This window comes from Rugosibacter aromaticivorans, assembly GCF_000934545.1.
Lineage (GTDB): Bacteria > Pseudomonadota > Gammaproteobacteria > Burkholderiales > Rhodocyclaceae > Rugosibacter > Rugosibacter aromaticivorans.
The window spans coordinates 205,152-222,119 of sequence record NZ_CP010554.1 but is presented as its reverse complement, the minus strand read 5'-3'; the positions used below and the strand labels follow the sequence as shown (position 1 = coordinate 222,119).

Genomic DNA, 16,968 nt, shown 5'->3' with positions numbered 1-16,968 from the left:
GCATGGTGCAACCGCTCTTGATCGATGGTCCGGATGGGAAAATCGAGGTCTTCATCGATCTGCCAGCGGGGGATGCAGCACCCCAGGGCATCGCGCTGATTGCACATCCGCATCCGCTGTTTGGCGGTACGGCGGACAACAAGGTCGTCACCACACTGGCCCGTGCCCTGCGTGGCAAAGGCTGCATCACGCTACGGCCGAGTTTTCGTGGCGTGGGTGGCTCGCAAGGCACGCATAACCATGGCGATAAAGAAACAGATGATCTGCTCGCGGTGCTGGCCTGGGCGCAACAGCAGTGGGGAACGCTGCCAATCACCCTGGCCGGATTTTCTTTCGGTGCCTTTGTCATTACGCGCGTAGCCAAAAAGCTGGCCGATACCCAGTGTGATGCGCGCTGGCTGGTCTTGGTGGGCACCGCGGCCGGTTATATCGAAGGCGCGCGCAGCTATGCCACGGAAGCTGTAGCCACTGGCACCCTGGTAATCCATGGCGAAAAAGACACAACCGTACCCTTAGCCAATGTGCTCGCCTGGGCCGAACCGCTGGAGCTGCCCGTAGTGGTGGTGCCGGGTGCTGACCACTTTTTTCACCGCAAGCTGCATATCCTGCAAGACATTGTGCGCCGCGCGTGGCCCGCATGAACACGCTCACCCATGATGCGCCGTTAAGCATGCCACCGTTAAGCGTGCACCAGTTGCACAAATCGTATGCGGGCAAGGAAGTGGTCAATGGCTTAAGCTTCACCCTGCAACGCGGCGAATGTTATGGCCTGCTCGGCCCCAATGGCGCGGGCAAAACCACCACCTTGCGCTGCTGTCTGGGGCTCACTGCGCCCGATGCCGGCCAGATTTTTCTGGCGGGTTTTCCCGTACCCGAACAAGCGCGCGAAGCGCGCATGAAAATTGGCGTCGTACCGCAATTTGACAATCTTGACCCGGACTTTACCGTCGCTGAAAATCTGCTGGTTTATGGCCGTTACTTTGGCCTGGCGGACGCCATGCTGCGCCCTAGAATTCCCGCTTTGCTTGAGTTCGCCGGATTAGGTGGCAAAGAAAACGCCAATATCCGCGAGCTGTCCGGTGGCATGAAACGGCGGCTGACCCTCGCGCGTGCCCTCATCAATGACCCCGGCTTACTGATGCTGGACGAGCCCACCACCGGCCTGGACCCACAAGCGCGACATCTTATTTGGCAACGTCTGAAACAGCTGCTCACACAAGGTAAAACCATTTTGCTCACCACGCATTTCATGGATGAAGCCGAGCGCCTGTGCGACCGGCTCGCCATCATCGATAACGGCCGTTTGATCAGTGAAGGCGCACCACGCGAGTTGATTCGCCAACACATTGAAGCTCAAGTGGTCGAAGTGTATGGTGAAGACGCACCGGGCTGGGCGGCGACCGAAGCCCACGCTTTTTCACACCGGGTTGAAATCAGCGGTGAGACCGCATTTTGTTATGTTGCTGATCCCGCGCCGCTACTCGCCCATCTGGCCGCGCGCCCGGCGTTGCGCACACTGCACCGGCCGGCCAGTCTGGAAGATGTTTTTCTCAAACTCACCGGGCGTGATTTACGCGATTGATACAGCATCGCGCCGTATCACCAGCGCCGACTTTTCGCTGATACCGGAAAAAGTATCCCTCATAGCCACCCAGCACCTGCGATCACCACGCCATAACGTGCCGCTTTGCCCAACGCCATCCACAACGCGCCGGGCAGCCAGGGCAAACGCAGCCAGCCTGCCGCAGCGCATAGCGCATCGCCGATCACCGGTGCCCAAGCGAGTAAGAGCACCGGCGCACCCCAACGCCGTGCCAGCGCCAGCCGCTGCAGACTATGTGGCTCGTGCGGTTCCGGCAGCGCGCGCGCCATCCAGTAAGTCGTCATGCCGCCCAGCGTATTACCGATTGTGGCCAACACGAATGCCGCTTCTGTTTGCTCGGGATGCAGTTTGATCAGGGCAAGTAGCGCAAGCTCCGAGCCGCCCGGCAACACCGTGGCAGAAAGAAAAGCCGCGATAAACAGGCCAGCCAAACCAAACTGCAGGGTAAAAGAAAAATCCATGCCGCATGTTACCCTTCACACCCTCTTGCCGCGCTGCGGATTATTTGCCACATAATTTGTCACCACACCTGTCACCACCATGGACTACCTCGAAAAAATCCTCAATGCCCGCGTCTATGATGTCGCGGTAGAAACCCCGCTGGAGTTGGCGGCCAATCTTTCTGCCCGCTGCGGCAATCGCATTTTGTTAAAGCGCGAGGACATGCAGCCGGTGTTCAGTTTCAAGCTGCGCGGCGCGTACAACAAGATCGCGCATCTCACACCCACGCAGCGTAAACGCGGCGTGATCTGTGCTTCGGCGGGAAATCATGCGCAGGGCGTGGCGCTATCGGCGCAAAAGCTCGGCATACGCGCGGTGATCGTCATGCCCACCACCACGCCGCAGATCAAGATTGACGCGGTAAAAAAACGCGGCGGCGAAGTCGTATTGGCAGGCGACTCGTATGACGTAGCCTACGCACACGCGCTGACGCTGGAAAAGAAGTACCGGCTCACTTTCGTGCATCCGTTTGATGACCCGGAGGTGATCGCCGGACAGGGTACCATCGGCATGGAAATTCTGCGCCAGCATGCGGATCCGATTGAAGCCGTGTTCTGCTGCGTCGGCGGCGGCGGGTTGATTTCCGGCGTAGCCGCTTACATCAAGCGGCTACGGCCGGAGATAAAAATCATTGGCGTCGAAGCGACCGATGCCGATGCCATGACGCGCTCACTGGCCGCCGGGCGTCGGGTAAAGCTCGATACGGTCGGCCTGTTCGCTGATGGTGCCGCAGTCAAATATGTCGGCGCGGAAACCTTTCGCCTGTGCCGCGAATATGTCGACGAAATGGTGCTGGTGGATACCGATGCCATCTGCGCGGCGATCAAGGATGTGTTTGAAGATACGCGCTCGATTCTCGAACCGGCCGGTGCACTGGCCATCGCCGGCGCCAAGGCATGGGCGGCAAAACACCGCGTGCAGGACAAAACGCTGGTGGCGGTGGCCTCTGGCGCGAACATGAATTTTGATCGCCTGCGCTTTGTTGCCGAGCGTGCTGAAGTGGGCGAGCAGCGTGAAGCCCTGCTCGCCGTGACGCTGCCCGAGCGTCCGGGCAGCTACAAGAAATTTGTTACCCTGCTGGGCGCGCGCAATATCACCGAGTTCAACTATCGGTATCACAGCAGCGGCGAGGCGCATGTGTTCGTCGGCATGCAGGTCGCGGATCGCAAAGAGGCCAGCAGCCTCGTCACACAACTCAAAAAACACGGCTATCCTGCGCTGGACCTCACCGATGACGAAATGGCCAAGCTCCACATCCGGCATCTGGTCGGCGGCCATGCGCCACAGAGCAGCGACAAACTGCATGAACTGCTCTACCGTTTCGAATTTCCCGAACGCCCCGGCGCACTGATGAATTTCTTGAACAAGATGAGCGCAGGCTGGAATATCAGTTTGTTCCATTACCGCAACCACGGGGCAGATACCGGCCGCGTGCTGGTTGGCATGCAGGTGCCGCCGCAGGACATGAAAGCTTTTGGTGTGTTTCTTAAAAACCTCGGCTATCAGTTCTGCGATGAGACGAAAAATCCGGCGTACCAGCTGTTTCTGGGATGAGCGCAGATTCGACGATGCGTGGGCGATAAATGAATTTTGATTTCGACGTGCCGCAGACACGCGCGGGCACGGATTCAGAAAAATGGGCGAAGTACGCCGGGCGCGACATCCTGCCGCTATGGGTAGCCGACATGGATTTCGCCGCGCCGCCCGCCGTGATCACCGCCTTGCACGCGCGCGTGGCGCATGGCGTATTCGGCTACAACCAGCCCACGGCGCAGCAAACCGAAACCCTGGTGAATTATCTGGCGCGCCAATTCGCCTGGACCGTCGCGCCCGAATGGATTGTCTGGCTGCCGGGACTGGTTTCCGCGCTCAATGTGGTTTGCCGCGCCGTCGGCGAAAAAGACGATGCCGTGTTTACTGCAACACCGATTTATCCGCCCTTTCTCTCCGCGCCAAAACACGCAGAACGGCGCCTGGCCAGCGTACCACTAGTGCAAGGCAAGCACCGTTGGGAATGGGATTTCGACGCGGTGGATGCCGCACTAGAAGGCTCGTCAACATTTGAATCCGTTTCTGGAAAACTTTTCCTGCTCTGCCATCCGCACAACCCGACCGGCCGTGCATGGCAGATTGATGAGCTGACACAGCTTGCGCGGCTGGCTGAAAAACATGATCTTGTCATCTGCTCGGACGAAATTCACAACGGATTGATCCTCTCGTCGCCGTCTCACCAGCACCGAGTTTTTGCAACACTCGGCGACGACATCGCGGCGCGCACCATTACGTTGATGGCGCCATCGAAAACCTTCAACATCCCAGGATTGGGCTGTGCCTTTGCCGTGATTTCCGATGCCGCCTTGCGGCGCAAATTCACCACCGCCATGCGCGGCATCGTGCCGCATGCCAACGCCTTGGGCATGGCCGCCACTGAAGCCGCGTATCGTGCCTGCGACGACTGGCAAGCCGCGCTGCTGGATTATCTGCGCGGCAATGCACGCGCCGTTGAAAATGCCGTCGCCAAAATCTCCGGCCTTGCCATGCACCCGGTGGAAGCCACCTATCTGGCGTGGATCGATGCACGTGAATTTGCGCAACAACGCGGCATAGCCAACCCGGCACAGTATTTTGAAGCCCACGGTCTGGGTCTTTCCGATGGTACGGCCTTTGGCGCACCAGGCTTCATCCGCCTCAACTTCGGCACCCGCCACGCGCTGCTCGATGAAGCACTGACGCGGTTGGCAGTGGCGTGTCAGTAACTAAAAATAAGACAAGGAAAACAATATGACATCACACTTGCGGAACTGCTCAAAGACACCTACAAGCTGACGCAATTCAAACCCGCGCAAATTGCGGCATTGGAAGCCAGTATCACCCTGAAAGACTCAGGCAAGAAGCCTGCGCCCTATATCCATTGTCTGGTGCGCGGCAAGCCGATCAAACTGACCCCCGAGGAAGCTGTTCGTCAGTTGTATATCATGGTGCTCAAGGATGACCTGGGCTACCCCGTTAGTCGTATGGAATTGGAATACGGCGTCACATTTGGCCGCGAAAACTGGATGTGGTGGATGAAGCATTCGAGTACCTCATCAACAAAAGCAGCAAGGGCAAGAAAGGGCAGTATTTCACGCCGCGCTATGTGATTGATATGTGCGTGAAGATGCTTAACCCGCAAGAGCATGCAACCTTTATTGATACTACAGCGGGCAGTTGCGGCTTTCCCGTGCATGGCATTTTTCATGTGTGGGAACAGATTATGAAAGACGAGGGCTTGAGCAAAAGCCACTTGTTCACCACCGAGAAGAAACCCGCCCGTTGCGAAACCTATGCGCAGGAAAAAGTATTTGCCATCGACTTTGATGAAAAGGCCGTGCGTGTAGGCCGCACCTTGAACCTGATCGCAGGCGACGGGCAAACCAACGTGCTGCACCTCAACATGCTGGATTACGAACGCTGGGACGAAAAAACCAAACTTGTTTAGCCACGCACTGCAAGGCGGTAAGCGTACGCCGGACGGTATTGCCGAAGCGTTTACAGAGTTCGCCCAAAAGGAGCGATTAAGTTTTTTTCGCTAAGCCCTTTCAATGAAGCCCGCTACCGGACGTTGCTGGAAGAGCTGGAGGTTAGCGAAATTCGTCTATCGAACTTGGAGAGGACTTGGCGTTTAGATTCCCTATTTTATTCAAAAACCAATCTGCAAGCATCGAAGCAGTTAGACCTGCTTAGCGCAAAACCAATAACAGAATTTGCCAGCGTGTCAGATGGCAACCACATGCACATCAGCGATGAGTTTTACTAAAGACGGCGGAGTTCCTTATTACCGTGGACAAGACATTTCACGCCGCCAACATGGGCGGCAACTGGACGGCTACCCAAAACTTCATGCAGCAATACGAACAATGTCGCTGCGGCAAGCCGCAAATTGCAAACTGGCAAGAATGTCTTCGCGCTCAAGATCAGGGAAATCCGTCAGGCTTCCATACTCACGCCTTCGTCCATCATTTCAAGGATATCGCTGACCCGAATGCGCATGCCGCGGATGCACGGCTTGCCGCCACATTTTCCGGGCTTGCTGGTGATGCGATTAAGCAGGCTGGCATTCATTGGTGGGGCTCCTCGGTAGGATGCGAAAAATCATAAATCAAAATTGCCAATCAAAACCGCACTATCGGCGAGGAAGTGTTATCCCCGCTTCGGTAACAATAACATCCAGCGGCACATCATGCGCTTGCGGCCGGATGCTGGGCACACGGGCCAGTTCAAAGCCCACGCCGATAGTCAACGGACGCGGAACCTGAACGGCCAAGGTGCGGTCGAAGTAACCGCCGCCGTAACCCAGCCGGTAGCCTGCGCCGTCGAAAGCGACCATGGGCAGCAGTACAATGCTGGGCGCCAGTTCTTCGCCCACTGCGGGAATCGGGATGCCGTAACGGTCGCTGCTCATCGGTGTTGTCGGCGTCCACGCGCGAAAAATCATCGGCGTATCGAGTGCGATCACTACCGGCATGGCGGCGCGCCAGATACACTGCGAGATACGCTGAATCAGGCGACTAACCAGCGGGCTGGCATCGAATTCGTTTTTTGTCGGCGCGCAGAAAGCTAACGTATTCTCAAGCTGCATGGCGGATACATTGAGAAGGAAGGATTCTAAATGCGCTTCGATACGCGCTGAAAGTCCAGCGTGGGCTGTGTGTTCAAGCGCTAGGCGAGCGGCCAGTTTTTCGCGGCGCAATGCCGCGCGAAAAGCGGAAAAATCGGCAGTATCTTCGGCGGGCGCTAAATCGCGGGGCATGTTAAGGTAAAAGCATGTATTTAAATCACGAATTGAATAATGGCATGAAACGATCGGCAGGCAAACAACCCCGGATACAGCGCCCTATTTTTTGCATAGCACAATTATGCCTGGGGCTGTGCTTCGGGCTGTCCCTCAGTGGCACGGCAGGCGCAGCGCCAATGTTTTCTGCCATAAACGATGCAGCGTTTCTTGCCGCGCGCGATGCAGTGCGAACAGGCGATACAGCGCGTCTGGGGAAAGCCGTGGCGGCGTTGCCCGTCGATTATGTATTGCGCCCCTGGGCAGACTACTGGCAGTTGCAACAACAACTGGCCGAGGACGATGACAACGGCATTGCCCCTTTTTTGCAGACGCATGAGGGCAGCTATCTCGCTGAAAAACTGCGGGATGACTGGCTACATTTTTTAGGCAAAAAATCAGACTGGGTTCGCTTTCAGCGTGAGTTTTCTTTGCTCTCCCAGCCCGATATCGCACTAACTTGTTATGCCGCCCAGGCCGCAGGCACACCCCAAAAGGTTCGTACGCTCTGGCTCTCATCGCAGGAACTACCCGCTGCTTGCATGCCGCTGGTGGATCAACTGGTAGCGACAGGCGATTTAACAGTAGAAGAAATCTGGCAGCGCGTGCGGCTTATGTTGGCTGCCGGAAAAGTCGGCGCTGGCAGAACGGCGGCGGCGTACCTTCGGCCTGAACAAAGCTTTGAACACGGCAGCCTGGAAGCCATTGCGGTGGACCCTAATTGTTACTTCAAACGTTTACCCCCATCTTTTGCCGCCACCCGCCGCGGACGGGAAATGGCTCTGTTTGCCTTGCAAACGCTGGCACGAAACGATTTGCTTGCGGCGGCTGCGCGGTTACGCAGTCTCGAAGAAAAATTGCCCTCCGCAGATACCCACTATGCCTGGGGACAACTGGCACGGTTAGCCGCCGGACGTCATTTACCTGAGGCATTGGTCTGGTATGACCTGGCGGCAGAAACACCGCTTGATGAAGAGCAAACAGCTTGGCAGGTGCGTGCCGCCTTGCGCGCGCACGATTGGGGGCGCGTGCAGCGCGTCATTGCAGCCATGCCCGCTGAATGGGCACAGCGACCAGAATGGATTTACTGGCAAGCGCGCGCATTAACGACACTCGGTCAGGCGGAAAAAGCCAATGCACTATTCTTGCGCATTGCCGGGCAACCCAATTTTTATGGCCAGCTGGCGTCTGAAGAAATGGGATGGACCGTACGCTTGCCATTACAAGCGCCTCCGCCATCGCCCGAAGAAATTGCCGCCGGAGAAGCGCACCCCGGGTTGCAACGCGCGCTGGAATTATTTCGCCTCAATATGCGGGTTGAAGGCGTGCGTGAATGGAATTGGAGTTTGCGCAACATGAATGATCGCGCGCTGCTGGCCGCCGCTGATCTTGCACGCCGCCACGCGGTGTGGGATCGGGCTATTTCCAGCGCAGACCGCACGCAGGATGCGCATAACTTCAGCTTACGCTACCTCGCGCCTTATTATGATCAAGTCACGTCTGAAACCGATGCACAGGGCGTGGATACGGCCTGGGTTTATGGCTTAATGCGGCAGGAATCGCGCTTTGTGACGCAGGCCAATTCAGCGGTGGGCGCCAAGGGATTGATGCAGGTCATGCCGGCCACAGCCCGGTGGGTTGCCAAAAAAATCAAGCTGGCGAATTTTCATCCGCATCAAATGAGCGACATAGAAACCAATGTACGGCTGGGCGTGAGTTATCTGAAACTGGTCCTCGAATCTCTCGACAAATTACCGGTGCTCGCCTCAGCAGCTTACAACGCCGGCCCCGGCCGCGCCCGTCGCTGGCGCGGCGATCAGCCACTAGAAGGCGCAATTTACGCTGAGACGATTCCACTGACAGAAACCCGTGACTATGTGAAAAAGGTCATGAGCAATACAATGTATTACCACCTGCTGTTCAACAGCACACCGCAATCCCTCAAAGCTCGCCTTGGCATCGTGCAACCCGCCGGTGCCAGGGATGTCGTGGATACAGCGGTGCAGGATTTGCCGTGAAGAATATTCTGGTCATTGGCGGCACAGGTTTTGTTGGTCGCGCCCTCCTGGCTGAACTGACCCGCGATGTGGTCTATGCATCCCGCAGGAATTGCTCTTGGGGTGATGGCCTCTTCATCACCGTGCCAACGCGCCACCGTGAGCGTGCCAAAGCGCTGACGGTGCTACCCACCGTAAAAATCATCGAGGCAGACGTCCATGATCCGGTCACACTTGCACAGCTCATGTCAGGGCAAGATGCCGTGATCAATCTGGTGGGTGTGTTGCATAGCGCGGAGGGAGTTCCCTATGGTGCAGACTTTGCCCGCGCGCATGTCGAGCTACCGCAAAAAATTGCCACTGCAGCGCGGGCGGCCGGTGTACGGCGGGTACTACAGGTCTCTGCACTCAAGGCAAGCCCAAACGCTCCTTCCGCTTACTTGCGCTCGAAGGCCGCAGGTGAAGCGGTAGTGCAGGCGGCTGGTGGTGAGTGGACGATCTTTCGCCCGTCCGTGATTTTTGGTGAGGGCGATGCCTTCCTGACACGCTTTGCGCGACTGGCGAAAGTCGTGCCGTTTTTTCCGCTGGCTTCTGCTCATGCGCGTTTTCAGCCAATTTGGGTCAAGGATGTTGCAGCGACGATTGCAGAAAGTTTGCAGCGAGCAGAAAGCATCGGTCAGATTTATGAGCTTGGCGGCCCGCAGCAATACACCTTGACCGAGCTGGTGCGTTATGCCAGCGTCACGGCGGGGCATCCACGTCAGGTGTGGCCTTTGCCCGAATGGCTGGCCTGGCTTCAAGCACGAGTAATGGAATGGCTACCCAATCCTCCACTGACACGCGACAATCTGCGTTCAATGCAAGTGGACAGTGTCTGCGCAGCAAATACAGGCTTACCTTTCCAGCGAATAGCAACGCCGCTGGAAGCCGTTGCGCCGCATTATTTAGGGTAGCCTGGATGATGAAAATTTATGCCGTCGGCGGCGCGGTGCGTGACGAACTTTTAGGTCTGCCTGTAAAAGATCACGACTGGGTGGTGGTGGGCACAACGCCCGAAGCCATGCAGGCGCAAGGTTTTGTGCCGGTGGGACGCGATTTCCCCGTGTTCCTTCACCCCAGGACACACGAAGAATATGCGCTCGCCCGCACCGAGCGTAAAACCGCGCCGGGCTATACCGGATTTATCTTTCATGCAGATTCCGCAGTGACTCTGGAAGAAGATTTACGTCGCCGTGATTTAAGCATCAACGCCATCGCCAAAGGCGACAACGGCACGCTGATCGACCCTTACGGCGGTCGCGCCGATCTGGCCGCGAAAGTCTTGCGCCATGTCTCGCCCGCCTTCGCCGAAGACCCGGTGCGTATCCTTCGCGTAGCGCGCTTTGCCGCGCGCTTTAGTGACTTCACGCTGGCAGAGGAAACCCTCACGCTCATGCAACAGATGGTGACAGGGGGCGAAATCGATGCACTGGTGCCCGAGCGTGTCTGGCAAGAACTTGCCCGCGGGTTGATGGAAGCCACGCCCTCGCGCATGTTCGCGGTGCTCGACGCCTGTGGTGCCTTGGACAAATTGCTGCCCGAACTTGCCGCGCTAAAAGATGTGCCGCAACGGGCAGATTTTCACCCCGAGATCGATACCTTCGTGCATGTGATGATGGTCATTGATATGGCGGCGCGCCTTGCTGCACCGCTGCCCGCGCGGTTTTCTGCGCTCACTCACGACTTGGGCAAGGGGCTGACACCGGCCGATGTACTACCGCGGCATCCGGGGCATGAGCAAAAAAGTGTCGCACTGCTCGCCCCGCTATGCGATCGCTTGCGCGTGCCCAGCGACTGCCGCGAGGTGGCGCGGCTTGTCGCCCGCTATCACGGCAGCATCCACCGCGTTGATGAGCTGCGCCCGACCACTCAGCTGGAGTTGCTGGAAGCCTGCGATGCCCTGCGCCGACCTGAGCGCTTCCTGCAAATTTTGCTGGCATGCGAAGCCGATTATCGCGGCCGCCTCGGCTGGGAAGCGCGCGCCTACCCGCAGGCACACGCGTGGCAGGCAGCGCTGGCTGCCGTGCGCACCGTTGATGCAGGGGCCATTGCGCGTGAGCTCATGCAGCACACAGAAGCGGCCCAAAAAGTTCCCGAAGGAACGCACCGCGCTGGTGATGCGGCGGCGATGGAAAACACTACCGCCAAAGAGAGTACAGAAACGTCTTTCGTTTCACCTTCCTCGCGCCTCGCATCGATGATTGCTGCTCGTGTGCGTTCAGCGCGGCTAGATGCAATCAAAAAAATTAACCCTTAGATAACCGTACCCGAAGAAAAATAAAAATGAATATGCCCCACGAAAAACCCTATGAACTACTCACGCGCCGGCCGCCTGGCGCAGCACATGCCACACCGCTATTGTTTATTCATGGGGCCTTCACCGCCGCCTGGTGTTGGGATGAGCATTTTCTACCGTTTTTTGCCGAGGCAGGTTATATCGCGCATGCGCTCAGCTTGTCTGGTCATGGGGCATCCCCTGGACGCGACAGGCTCGATACGCTGTCTATCGACGATTACGTGAATGATGTGGCAATTGCAGTCGCTGGTTTGCCTGCACCACCCGTGCTGATCGGGCACTCCATGGGCGGGTTTGTCGTCCAGAAATATCTGGAAAAACACACGACCCCTGCCGCCGTATTGATGTGTTCTGTTCCGCCGCAAGGCTTGCTTTCTGCCGCCATGGGTTTGCTGTTTTCACGGCCGGGACTGATGAAAGATTTGAACACGATGCTCAGCGGTGGCCAGGTTGCGCTGGATTCTTTGCGTGAGGCGCTGTTTGCACAGCCAGTCAGTGTCGATCAACTGCAACGCTTTTATCGCATGGCGCAACCGGAATCACACCGGGCTCTGTGGGATATGTCGCTATTCTGTCTGCTGCAAACAGGACTTGTACGCCGCACACCCTTGCTTGTTCAAGGCGCTGAACTTGACCATCTGATCGCCGCATCCCTCGTTGAAATGACCGCGCGAACCTATGGCGTCACCGCACATATTTTCCCCGGCATGGGGCACGGTCTGATGCTTGAGCGCGACTGGGAAAAGCCCGCCCAAGGCCTGCTAGACTGGTTGCAACATTTGCAACTGAAAAAGGGAAACAGAAATGATCATTACGTTTAAATCAGCTGCAGCGGGGGACGTCATCATGTTTCGTGATGTTGCCCACCGCTTGATGCAGATCATGGGCAAAGACGCCACTGACCAAGGCATTATCACCATCGAGCAATTGCCCGAAGCAATTCGCTGTTTAAAAACAGCGATTAGTGAAGACAAACAGCGCCTCACTGCAATGCCCGAAGAAGAGCGACCGCTGAAAGAAAAAGGGGCCTTTGGCGAGCGCCCCTTTGTCAGTCTTTATCAGCGCGCCACACCCTTACTTGATCTCATTGAATGGGCGCAGAAAAAACAAAAGCCTGTGGTTTGGGGTGTGTAATTAAATACGGTGTAACTGCACTTCGCTGGCCGTCGCTTTACCACCCCTGCCGAGCACCAGAAAACCAAAAATTGCCCCAATAATGAGCATGCTGGCCGAATAAATAGCCGAGGGCAGCGCCAGCCCTGGATTGTTCAGCACCTTCATGCCGATATACATGGCCAAGGCCGCGTTATGGATGCCGATCTCATAGCTGATAGCCGTCGCCATCGGTTTATCCAGCCCAGACAGGCGGCTCACGTAAAAACCAGAAAACAAACTGATCAAATTGAATATCACCACCGCAGGGCCCAAGTGACTGAAATACTGCAATAGCGCATTCCATTCACGCATCAGTGTCAACCCCATCAATGCCAGTAACAGCAAGGCGCTGAATATTTTCATCGGCTTATCCATCCGGGCAGCAAACCTGGGTGCTTTAACCCGTGCGAGCATGCCAATCGACACGGGTATTATTATCAGCACAATCACTTCAACTACCTTACCCATCTGCAAGGGTACGACTTGCCCTGTTTTGGCAAAAATTTCAATCGCCAGATTGGCAATCAGCGGCAAGGTAATAATCGATAGCACGGTGTTGATCGCGGTAAGCGAAATGTTCATCGCCAGATTACCACCGAACAAATGGCTGAAAAGATTGGCAGAGATTCCACCAGGGGATGCTGCTAAAAGCATCAAGCCAACGGCATAGATGGGCGTCAAATCAAAGAAAACGATCAGCGCGTAACAGGCCAACGGCAGAATAATCAGTTGCAGCGATAACGCAATCACAACAGCTTTAGGGTGCGTCTTGAGGCGAACAAAGTCGGCCAGCGTGAGCGACAAGCCCAGGCCGAACATCATTAATCCCAAACAAAGCAGCATCAAGGTGGGAACATGAGCCAGCAGATTCAGAGTTGTCATGGTGAATGGGTATCCTCAATAATTTTTTATGAATATGCTGGCCATGCATGCTGTTCAGTCGTACTGAAAACGCATTTACGCCGCACACTCATTCTATGCAAAGGCAGCCTGTAGGTACAATGCGCAGTCCCTGTTTTACTACTCTTTTTCTCGCATGGGTTTTTTCTCCTGTGCGCTTTGCCCCCTGGATTGAACCATGAAGAAAATTCGTAGCTTGCTGGTTGCCAACCGCAGTGAAATAGCCATTCGCGTGATGCGTGCTGCCAGTGAATTAGGCATCCGCACGGTGGGCATTTATGCCAATGAAGATCGCTTTGCGCTGCACCGCTTCAAGGCGGATGAGAGCTATCTCGTCGGCGAAGGCAAGAAGCCCATCGAGGCCTATCTTGATATCGAGGACATCCTGCGTGTTGCCAAAGAAGCTGGAGTTGATGCGATTCACCCAGGGTATGGGTTTCTTTCGGAAAACCCCGACTTCGCCGAAGCTTGCGCGCGTGAAGGCATTATTTTCATTGGCCCGCGGCCCGAGGTCATGCGCACCTTGGGCAACAAAGTGGCAGCGCGTGAAGCCGCTATTGCGGCGGGTGTGCCTGTCATTCCTGCTACCGGCACCTTGCCGGATGATCCTGCCCAAATGCGGCGTTTAGCACAAGACATTGGCTATCCGCTCATGCTCAAGGCCAGTTGGGGTGGTGGCGGTCGCGGCATGCGCGTCATTGAATCGGAAGCCACACTCGATGAATTGGTCGCCGCCGGGCGGCGCGAATCGCTCGCCGCTTTTGGCAGCGATGAAATGTATCTGGAAAAACTCATACGCCATGCCCGCCATGTTGAAGTACAGGTATTGGGTGATCTACATGGCCAACTGATACACCTGTTTGAACGCGACTGCTCAGTGCAGCGGCGCAACCAGAAAGTCGTGGAGCGCGCGCCAGCGCCTTATCTTGACGAAGCAACGCGCACTGATCTGTGCGAAACCGCCTTGAAGCTGTGCCGCAAAGTGGACTACACCCATGCCGGAACGGTCGAGTTTCTGATGAATGTCGAAACAGGTCATTACTATTTCATCGAGGTTAATCCGCGCATCCAGGTTGAACACACGGTTACCGAAGAAGTCACGGGAATCGACATTGTCAAAGCGCAAATTCGCATCAGCCAGGACGCGCGCATGGGTGAGGAAAACTCAGGACTGCCGGCGCAGCATGAGGTACGGCTGCTCGCCCATGCCTTGCAATGCCGCATCACCACGGAAGACCCGGAAAACAATTTCACGCCCGATTACGGCCCCATTACGGCTTACCGCAGCGCTGCCGGTTTTGGCGTCCGCCTGGATGGTGGCACGGCCTATAGCGGCGCGATCATCACACCATTTTTTGATTCCCTGCTGGTCAAAGTAACCACCCGTGGCCAAACCCCTACCGAGGCAATCAGGCGGATGGATCGCGCCTTGCGCGAATTTCGCATCCGTGGCGTAGCGACGAATCTGCATTTTCTGGAAAATGTTATTCGTCATCCGCTGTTTCGTTCGGGTGAGTGCACCACGCGATTTATCGATGACACCCCCGAGCTGTTTCGTTTTAGCCCCCGCCGTGATCGCGCGACACGTCTCTTACGCTTCATAGGCGATGTGGTCGTCAACGGCAATCCGGAAATGGCGGGTCGCAAAAAGCCCGACCATGTGCTGGCGCCAGCGATGAAACCCCGTGGCAACCCCAGCAACCTCATCAGCGCGATACCTGCCGGCATGCGGGATCGCTTAAAAATACTAGGGCCCACCGGGTTCGCCCAGTGGTTACGCGCCAACCCGCAGGTCATGCTGACTGACACCAGCATGCGCGATGCGCATCAGTCACTGTTTGCCACGCGCATGCGCACGCGCGACATGCTGGATATCGCCCCGCATTATGCCCGCTTGCTACCACAGCTACTCTCCATGGAATGTTGGGGTGGGGCAACCTTCGATGTGGCGTTACGCTTCCTGAAAGAAGACCCCTGGGAGCGCTTGGCTAAATTGCGTGAGCGCATACCGAATATTCCTTTCCAAATGCTGTTGCGTTCTGCCAATGCGGTGGGTTACACCAATTATCCGGACAACGTGGTTCAGTTTTTCATCCAGCAGGCAGCCCAAGCAGGCATCGATATTTTTCGCGTTTTCGATTCACTCAATTGGGTGGACAACATGCGGGTTGCCATGGACAGCGTGATCGAATCGGGCGGCGTGTGTGAAGCGGCGATCTGCTACACCGGCGATATTTTTGATCCCAAACGCGCCAAATTTGATCTCAAATATTACGTCACCATGGCCAAACAGCTGGAAAAAGCCGGGGCGCATATTCTGGGCATAAAAGATATGGCGGGCGTGTGTCGGCCGCGGGCAATTCGTACGCTGGTTGCAGCCCTGCGAGATGAAACTGGCTTGCCCATTCATTTCCACACCCATGACACATCCGGTATTGCCGCAGCCTCCGTGCTGGCTGCGGTGGAAGCCGGTGTTGACGCCGTCGATGGGGCCTTGGATGCCCTCTCTGGCTTAACCTCGCAACCGAACCTGACCTCGATTGCCGATGCCTTGGCTGGCAGCGATCGGGCGCCTGAAGTAGATACCAATGCCATGCGCGAGATTTCAAATTACTGGGAAGGTGTACGGCGGTTTTATGCACCGTTCGAGGCAGATATTCGCTCCGGAACATCGGATGTCTATCACCACGAAATGCCCGGCGGTCAGTACACCAACTTGCGCGAACAAGCCCGCGCCATGGGGTTGGAACACCGCTGGCCGGAGGTATCCGGCGCCTATGCGGAGGTCAATCAGCTCTTTGGTGACATCGTTAAAGTCACGCCCACCTCCAAAGTTGTTGGCGATATGGCTTTGTTCATGGTAGCCAATGATCTTAGCCCCGATGATGTGACCGACCCTGCACGGGAAGTGGCCTTCCCCGAATCGGTTGTCTCGCTCTTTAAGGGCGAACTGGGCCGGCCACCGGAAGGCTTTCCAGAAGCGCTGTCAGACAAGATTCTGCAAGGCAGGAAGCCAATGCCTGAGCGGCCAGGCAAGGGGCTGCCCGCCGTTGATCTCGATGCGGAACGTCACCTCGCTGAGAAAACCGTTGGTCGCCAGCTCAGCGACCAAGACCTCGCATCGTGGCTGATGTATCCCAAAGTATTCACGGATTTTTGTGCGCACCACATTAAGTATGGTGATGTCAGCCAATTGCCTACACCGGTATTTTTCAACGGCATGGCACAAGGTGAAGAAGTTTCTGTGGCCATTGATGCAGGCAAAACATTAATCATCCGCTTGCAGGGTAGCGCTGACATCACGGACGATGAGGGCGACGCCAAAAAACTCTTTTTTGAGCTCAACGGTCAACCTCGTTTGGTACGTGTTCAAAAAACGGGCGTGTCACAAACGCAAACGCGGCGCGAACGGCCCAAGGCAGATAGTGGCAATCCAGCGCATATTGGTGCCCCGATGCCAGGAACGATCGTCACAGTATCCGTAAAACCCGGCCAGAAAGTGAAGCGCGGCGACCCACTGGTGTCTATTGAAGCGATGAAGATGGAATCGGTTGTTCGCGCTGAACACGATATGACGATTGTCGACGTGTTTGCGAAAAAAGGGCAGGCAGTTAACCCGAAAGATTTACTGCTGACAGTGGCTGACTAGGTGACAAACTCAGTGGTC

At 56.3% G+C, this 16,968-nt stretch carries 16 protein-coding genes; 12 read left to right on the top strand and 4 right to left on the bottom strand.

Annotated elements, in window-relative coordinates:
* Positions 1–2: 2 nt before the first annotated feature.
* Together PG1C_RS01190 and PG1C_RS01185 are read left to right on the top strand one after the other, a co-directional pair.
* Positions 3–641, top strand: a complete 639-nt coding sequence (locus PG1C_RS01190; protein WP_202635631.1) for an alpha/beta hydrolase — start codon at positions 3–5, stop codon at positions 639–641.
* Entirely contained in the window at positions 638–1,582 is a 945-nt protein-coding gene (locus PG1C_RS01185) for an ATP-binding cassette domain-containing protein (protein WP_202635630.1), read from the top strand. Before PG1C_RS01190 ends, PG1C_RS01185 begins: the two co-directional genes overlap by 4 nt.
* A 59-nt stretch (positions 1,583–1,641) precedes the next feature.
* On the opposite strand, the gene PG1C_RS01180 is transcribed toward PG1C_RS01185, so the two are convergent.
* Positions 1,642–2,064, bottom strand: coding sequence for a YqaA family protein (locus PG1C_RS01180; RefSeq protein ID WP_202635629.1), 423 nt, complete (start codon positions 2,062–2,064; stop codon positions 1,642–1,644).
* A 79-nt stretch (positions 2,065–2,143) separates the two neighbouring features.
* Between PG1C_RS01180 and ilvA the strand changes: the two genes are divergently transcribed.
* From ilvA to PG1C_RS01160, 4 genes are all read left to right on the top strand, one after another.
* Entirely contained in the window at positions 2,144–3,658 is a 1,515-nt protein-coding gene (gene ilvA, locus PG1C_RS01175) for a threonine ammonia-lyase, biosynthetic (RefSeq protein WP_202635628.1), read from the top strand.
* A gap of 29 nt (positions 3,659–3,687) precedes the next feature.
* Positions 3,688–4,860: a MalY/PatB family protein gene (locus tag PG1C_RS01170; RefSeq protein ID WP_202635627.1), complete on the top strand. Its 1,173-nt coding sequence runs from the start codon at positions 3,688–3,690 to the stop codon at positions 4,858–4,860.
* A 99-nt stretch (positions 4,861–4,959) separates the two neighbouring features.
* Positions 4,960–5,244, top strand: a complete 285-nt coding sequence (locus PG1C_RS01165; RefSeq protein ID WP_202635626.1) for a type I restriction enzyme HsdR N-terminal domain-containing protein — start codon at positions 4,960–4,962, stop codon at positions 5,242–5,244.
* A complete protein-coding gene (locus PG1C_RS01160) occupies positions 5,163–5,582 on the top strand; it encodes an N-6 DNA methylase (RefSeq protein WP_348539347.1) in 420 nt (139 codons plus the stop codon). The genes PG1C_RS01165 and PG1C_RS01160 overlap by 82 nt, the downstream gene beginning before the upstream one ends.
* A 488-nt stretch (positions 5,583–6,070) precedes the next feature.
* Here PG1C_RS01160 and PG1C_RS14510 read toward each other — a convergent pair whose 3' ends face one another.
* Entirely contained in the window at positions 6,071–6,205 is a 135-nt protein-coding gene (locus PG1C_RS14510; RefSeq protein WP_237218240.1) for a DUF433 domain-containing protein, read from the bottom strand.
* A gap of 61 nt (positions 6,206–6,266) precedes the next feature.
* Positions 6,267–6,893: a 5-formyltetrahydrofolate cyclo-ligase gene (locus PG1C_RS01150; RefSeq protein WP_202635624.1), complete on the bottom strand. Its 627-nt coding sequence runs from the start codon at positions 6,891–6,893 to the stop codon at positions 6,267–6,269.
* A 161-nt stretch (positions 6,894–7,054) separates the two neighbouring features.
* Between PG1C_RS01150 and PG1C_RS01145 the strand changes: the two genes are divergently transcribed.
* The 5 genes from PG1C_RS01145 to PG1C_RS01125 are packed head-to-tail and all read left to right on the top strand — an operon-like array spanning position 7,055 to position 12,380.
* Complete coding sequence (locus PG1C_RS01145) at positions 7,055–8,932, top strand: lytic transglycosylase domain-containing protein (protein ID WP_237218239.1); 1,878 nt, start codon at positions 7,055–7,057, stop codon at positions 8,930–8,932.
* Positions 8,929–9,864 carry a complex I NDUFA9 subunit family protein gene (locus PG1C_RS01140; protein ID WP_202635623.1) on the top strand — a complete coding sequence of 312 codons (936 nt, stop codon included), beginning with the start codon at positions 8,929–8,931 and terminating at the stop codon, positions 9,862–9,864. Before PG1C_RS01145 ends, PG1C_RS01140 begins: the two co-directional genes overlap by 4 nt.
* Before the next feature lie 8 nt (positions 9,865–9,872).
* Positions 9,873–11,207: a multifunctional CCA addition/repair protein gene (locus PG1C_RS01135; protein WP_202636864.1), complete on the top strand. Its 1,335-nt coding sequence runs from the start codon at positions 9,873–9,875 to the stop codon at positions 11,205–11,207.
* Positions 11,208–11,233: 26 nt separating this feature from the next.
* Complete coding sequence (locus PG1C_RS01130; RefSeq protein ID WP_202635622.1) at positions 11,234–12,067, top strand: alpha/beta hydrolase; 834 nt, start codon at positions 11,234–11,236, stop codon at positions 12,065–12,067.
* Positions 12,051–12,380, top strand: coding sequence for a DUF1840 domain-containing protein (locus tag PG1C_RS01125; RefSeq protein WP_202635621.1), 330 nt, complete (start codon positions 12,051–12,053; stop codon positions 12,378–12,380). The genes PG1C_RS01130 and PG1C_RS01125 overlap by 17 nt, the downstream gene beginning before the upstream one ends.
* Here PG1C_RS01125 and PG1C_RS01120 read toward each other — a convergent pair whose 3' ends face one another.
* The gene (locus tag PG1C_RS01120) at positions 12,381–13,283 is read right to left on the bottom strand and encodes a bile acid:sodium symporter family protein (protein ID WP_202635620.1); all 903 of its coding nucleotides are present in this window, start codon (positions 13,281–13,283) and stop codon (positions 12,381–12,383) included.
* 196 nt (positions 13,284–13,479) lie between these two features.
* On the opposite strand from PG1C_RS01120, the gene PG1C_RS01115 reads away from it, so the two are divergent.
* Positions 13,480–16,950 carry a pyruvate carboxylase gene (locus tag PG1C_RS01115; protein ID WP_202635619.1) on the top strand — a complete coding sequence of 1,157 codons (3,471 nt, stop codon included), beginning with the start codon at positions 13,480–13,482 and terminating at the stop codon, positions 16,948–16,950.
* Positions 16,951–16,968 lie beyond the last annotated feature (18 nt).

Bases quoted from the DNA above. Each gene is read 5' to 3' on its own strand.
- PG1C_RS01190 (WP_202635631.1), top strand. From the start codon at position 3: ATGGTGCAACCGCTCTTGATCGATGGTCCGGATGGGAAAATCGAGGTC.
- PG1C_RS01185 (WP_202635630.1), top strand. From the start codon at position 638: ATGAACACGCTCACCCATGATGCGCCGTTAAGCATGCCACCGTTAAGC.
- PG1C_RS01180 (WP_202635629.1), bottom strand. From the start codon at position 2,064: ATGGATTTTTCTTTTACCCTGCAGTTTGGTTTGGCTGGCCTGTTTATC.
- ilvA (WP_202635628.1), top strand. From the start codon at position 2,144: ATGGACTACCTCGAAAAAATCCTCAATGCCCGCGTCTATGATGTCGCG.
- PG1C_RS01170 (WP_202635627.1), top strand. From the start codon at position 3,688: ATGAATTTTGATTTCGACGTGCCGCAGACACGCGCGGGCACGGATTCA.
- PG1C_RS14510 (WP_237218240.1), bottom strand. From the start codon at position 6,205: ATGAATGCCAGCCTGCTTAATCGCATCACCAGCAAGCCCGGAAAATGT.
- PG1C_RS01150 (WP_202635624.1), bottom strand. From the start codon at position 6,893: ATGCCCCGCGATTTAGCGCCCGCCGAAGATACTGCCGATTTTTCCGCT.
- PG1C_RS01145 (WP_237218239.1), top strand. From the start codon at position 7,055: ATGTTTTCTGCCATAAACGATGCAGCGTTTCTTGCCGCGCGCGATGCA.
- PG1C_RS01135 (WP_202636864.1), top strand. From the start codon at position 9,873: ATGAAAATTTATGCCGTCGGCGGCGCGGTGCGTGACGAACTTTTAGGT.
- PG1C_RS01130 (WP_202635622.1), top strand. From the start codon at position 11,234: ATGAATATGCCCCACGAAAAACCCTATGAACTACTCACGCGCCGGCCG.
- PG1C_RS01125 (WP_202635621.1), top strand. From the start codon at position 12,051: ATGATCATTACGTTTAAATCAGCTGCAGCGGGGGACGTCATCATGTTT.
- PG1C_RS01120 (WP_202635620.1), bottom strand. From the start codon at position 13,283: ATGACAACTCTGAATCTGCTGGCTCATGTTCCCACCTTGATGCTGCTT.
- PG1C_RS01115 (WP_202635619.1), top strand. From the start codon at position 13,480: ATGAAGAAAATTCGTAGCTTGCTGGTTGCCAACCGCAGTGAAATAGCC.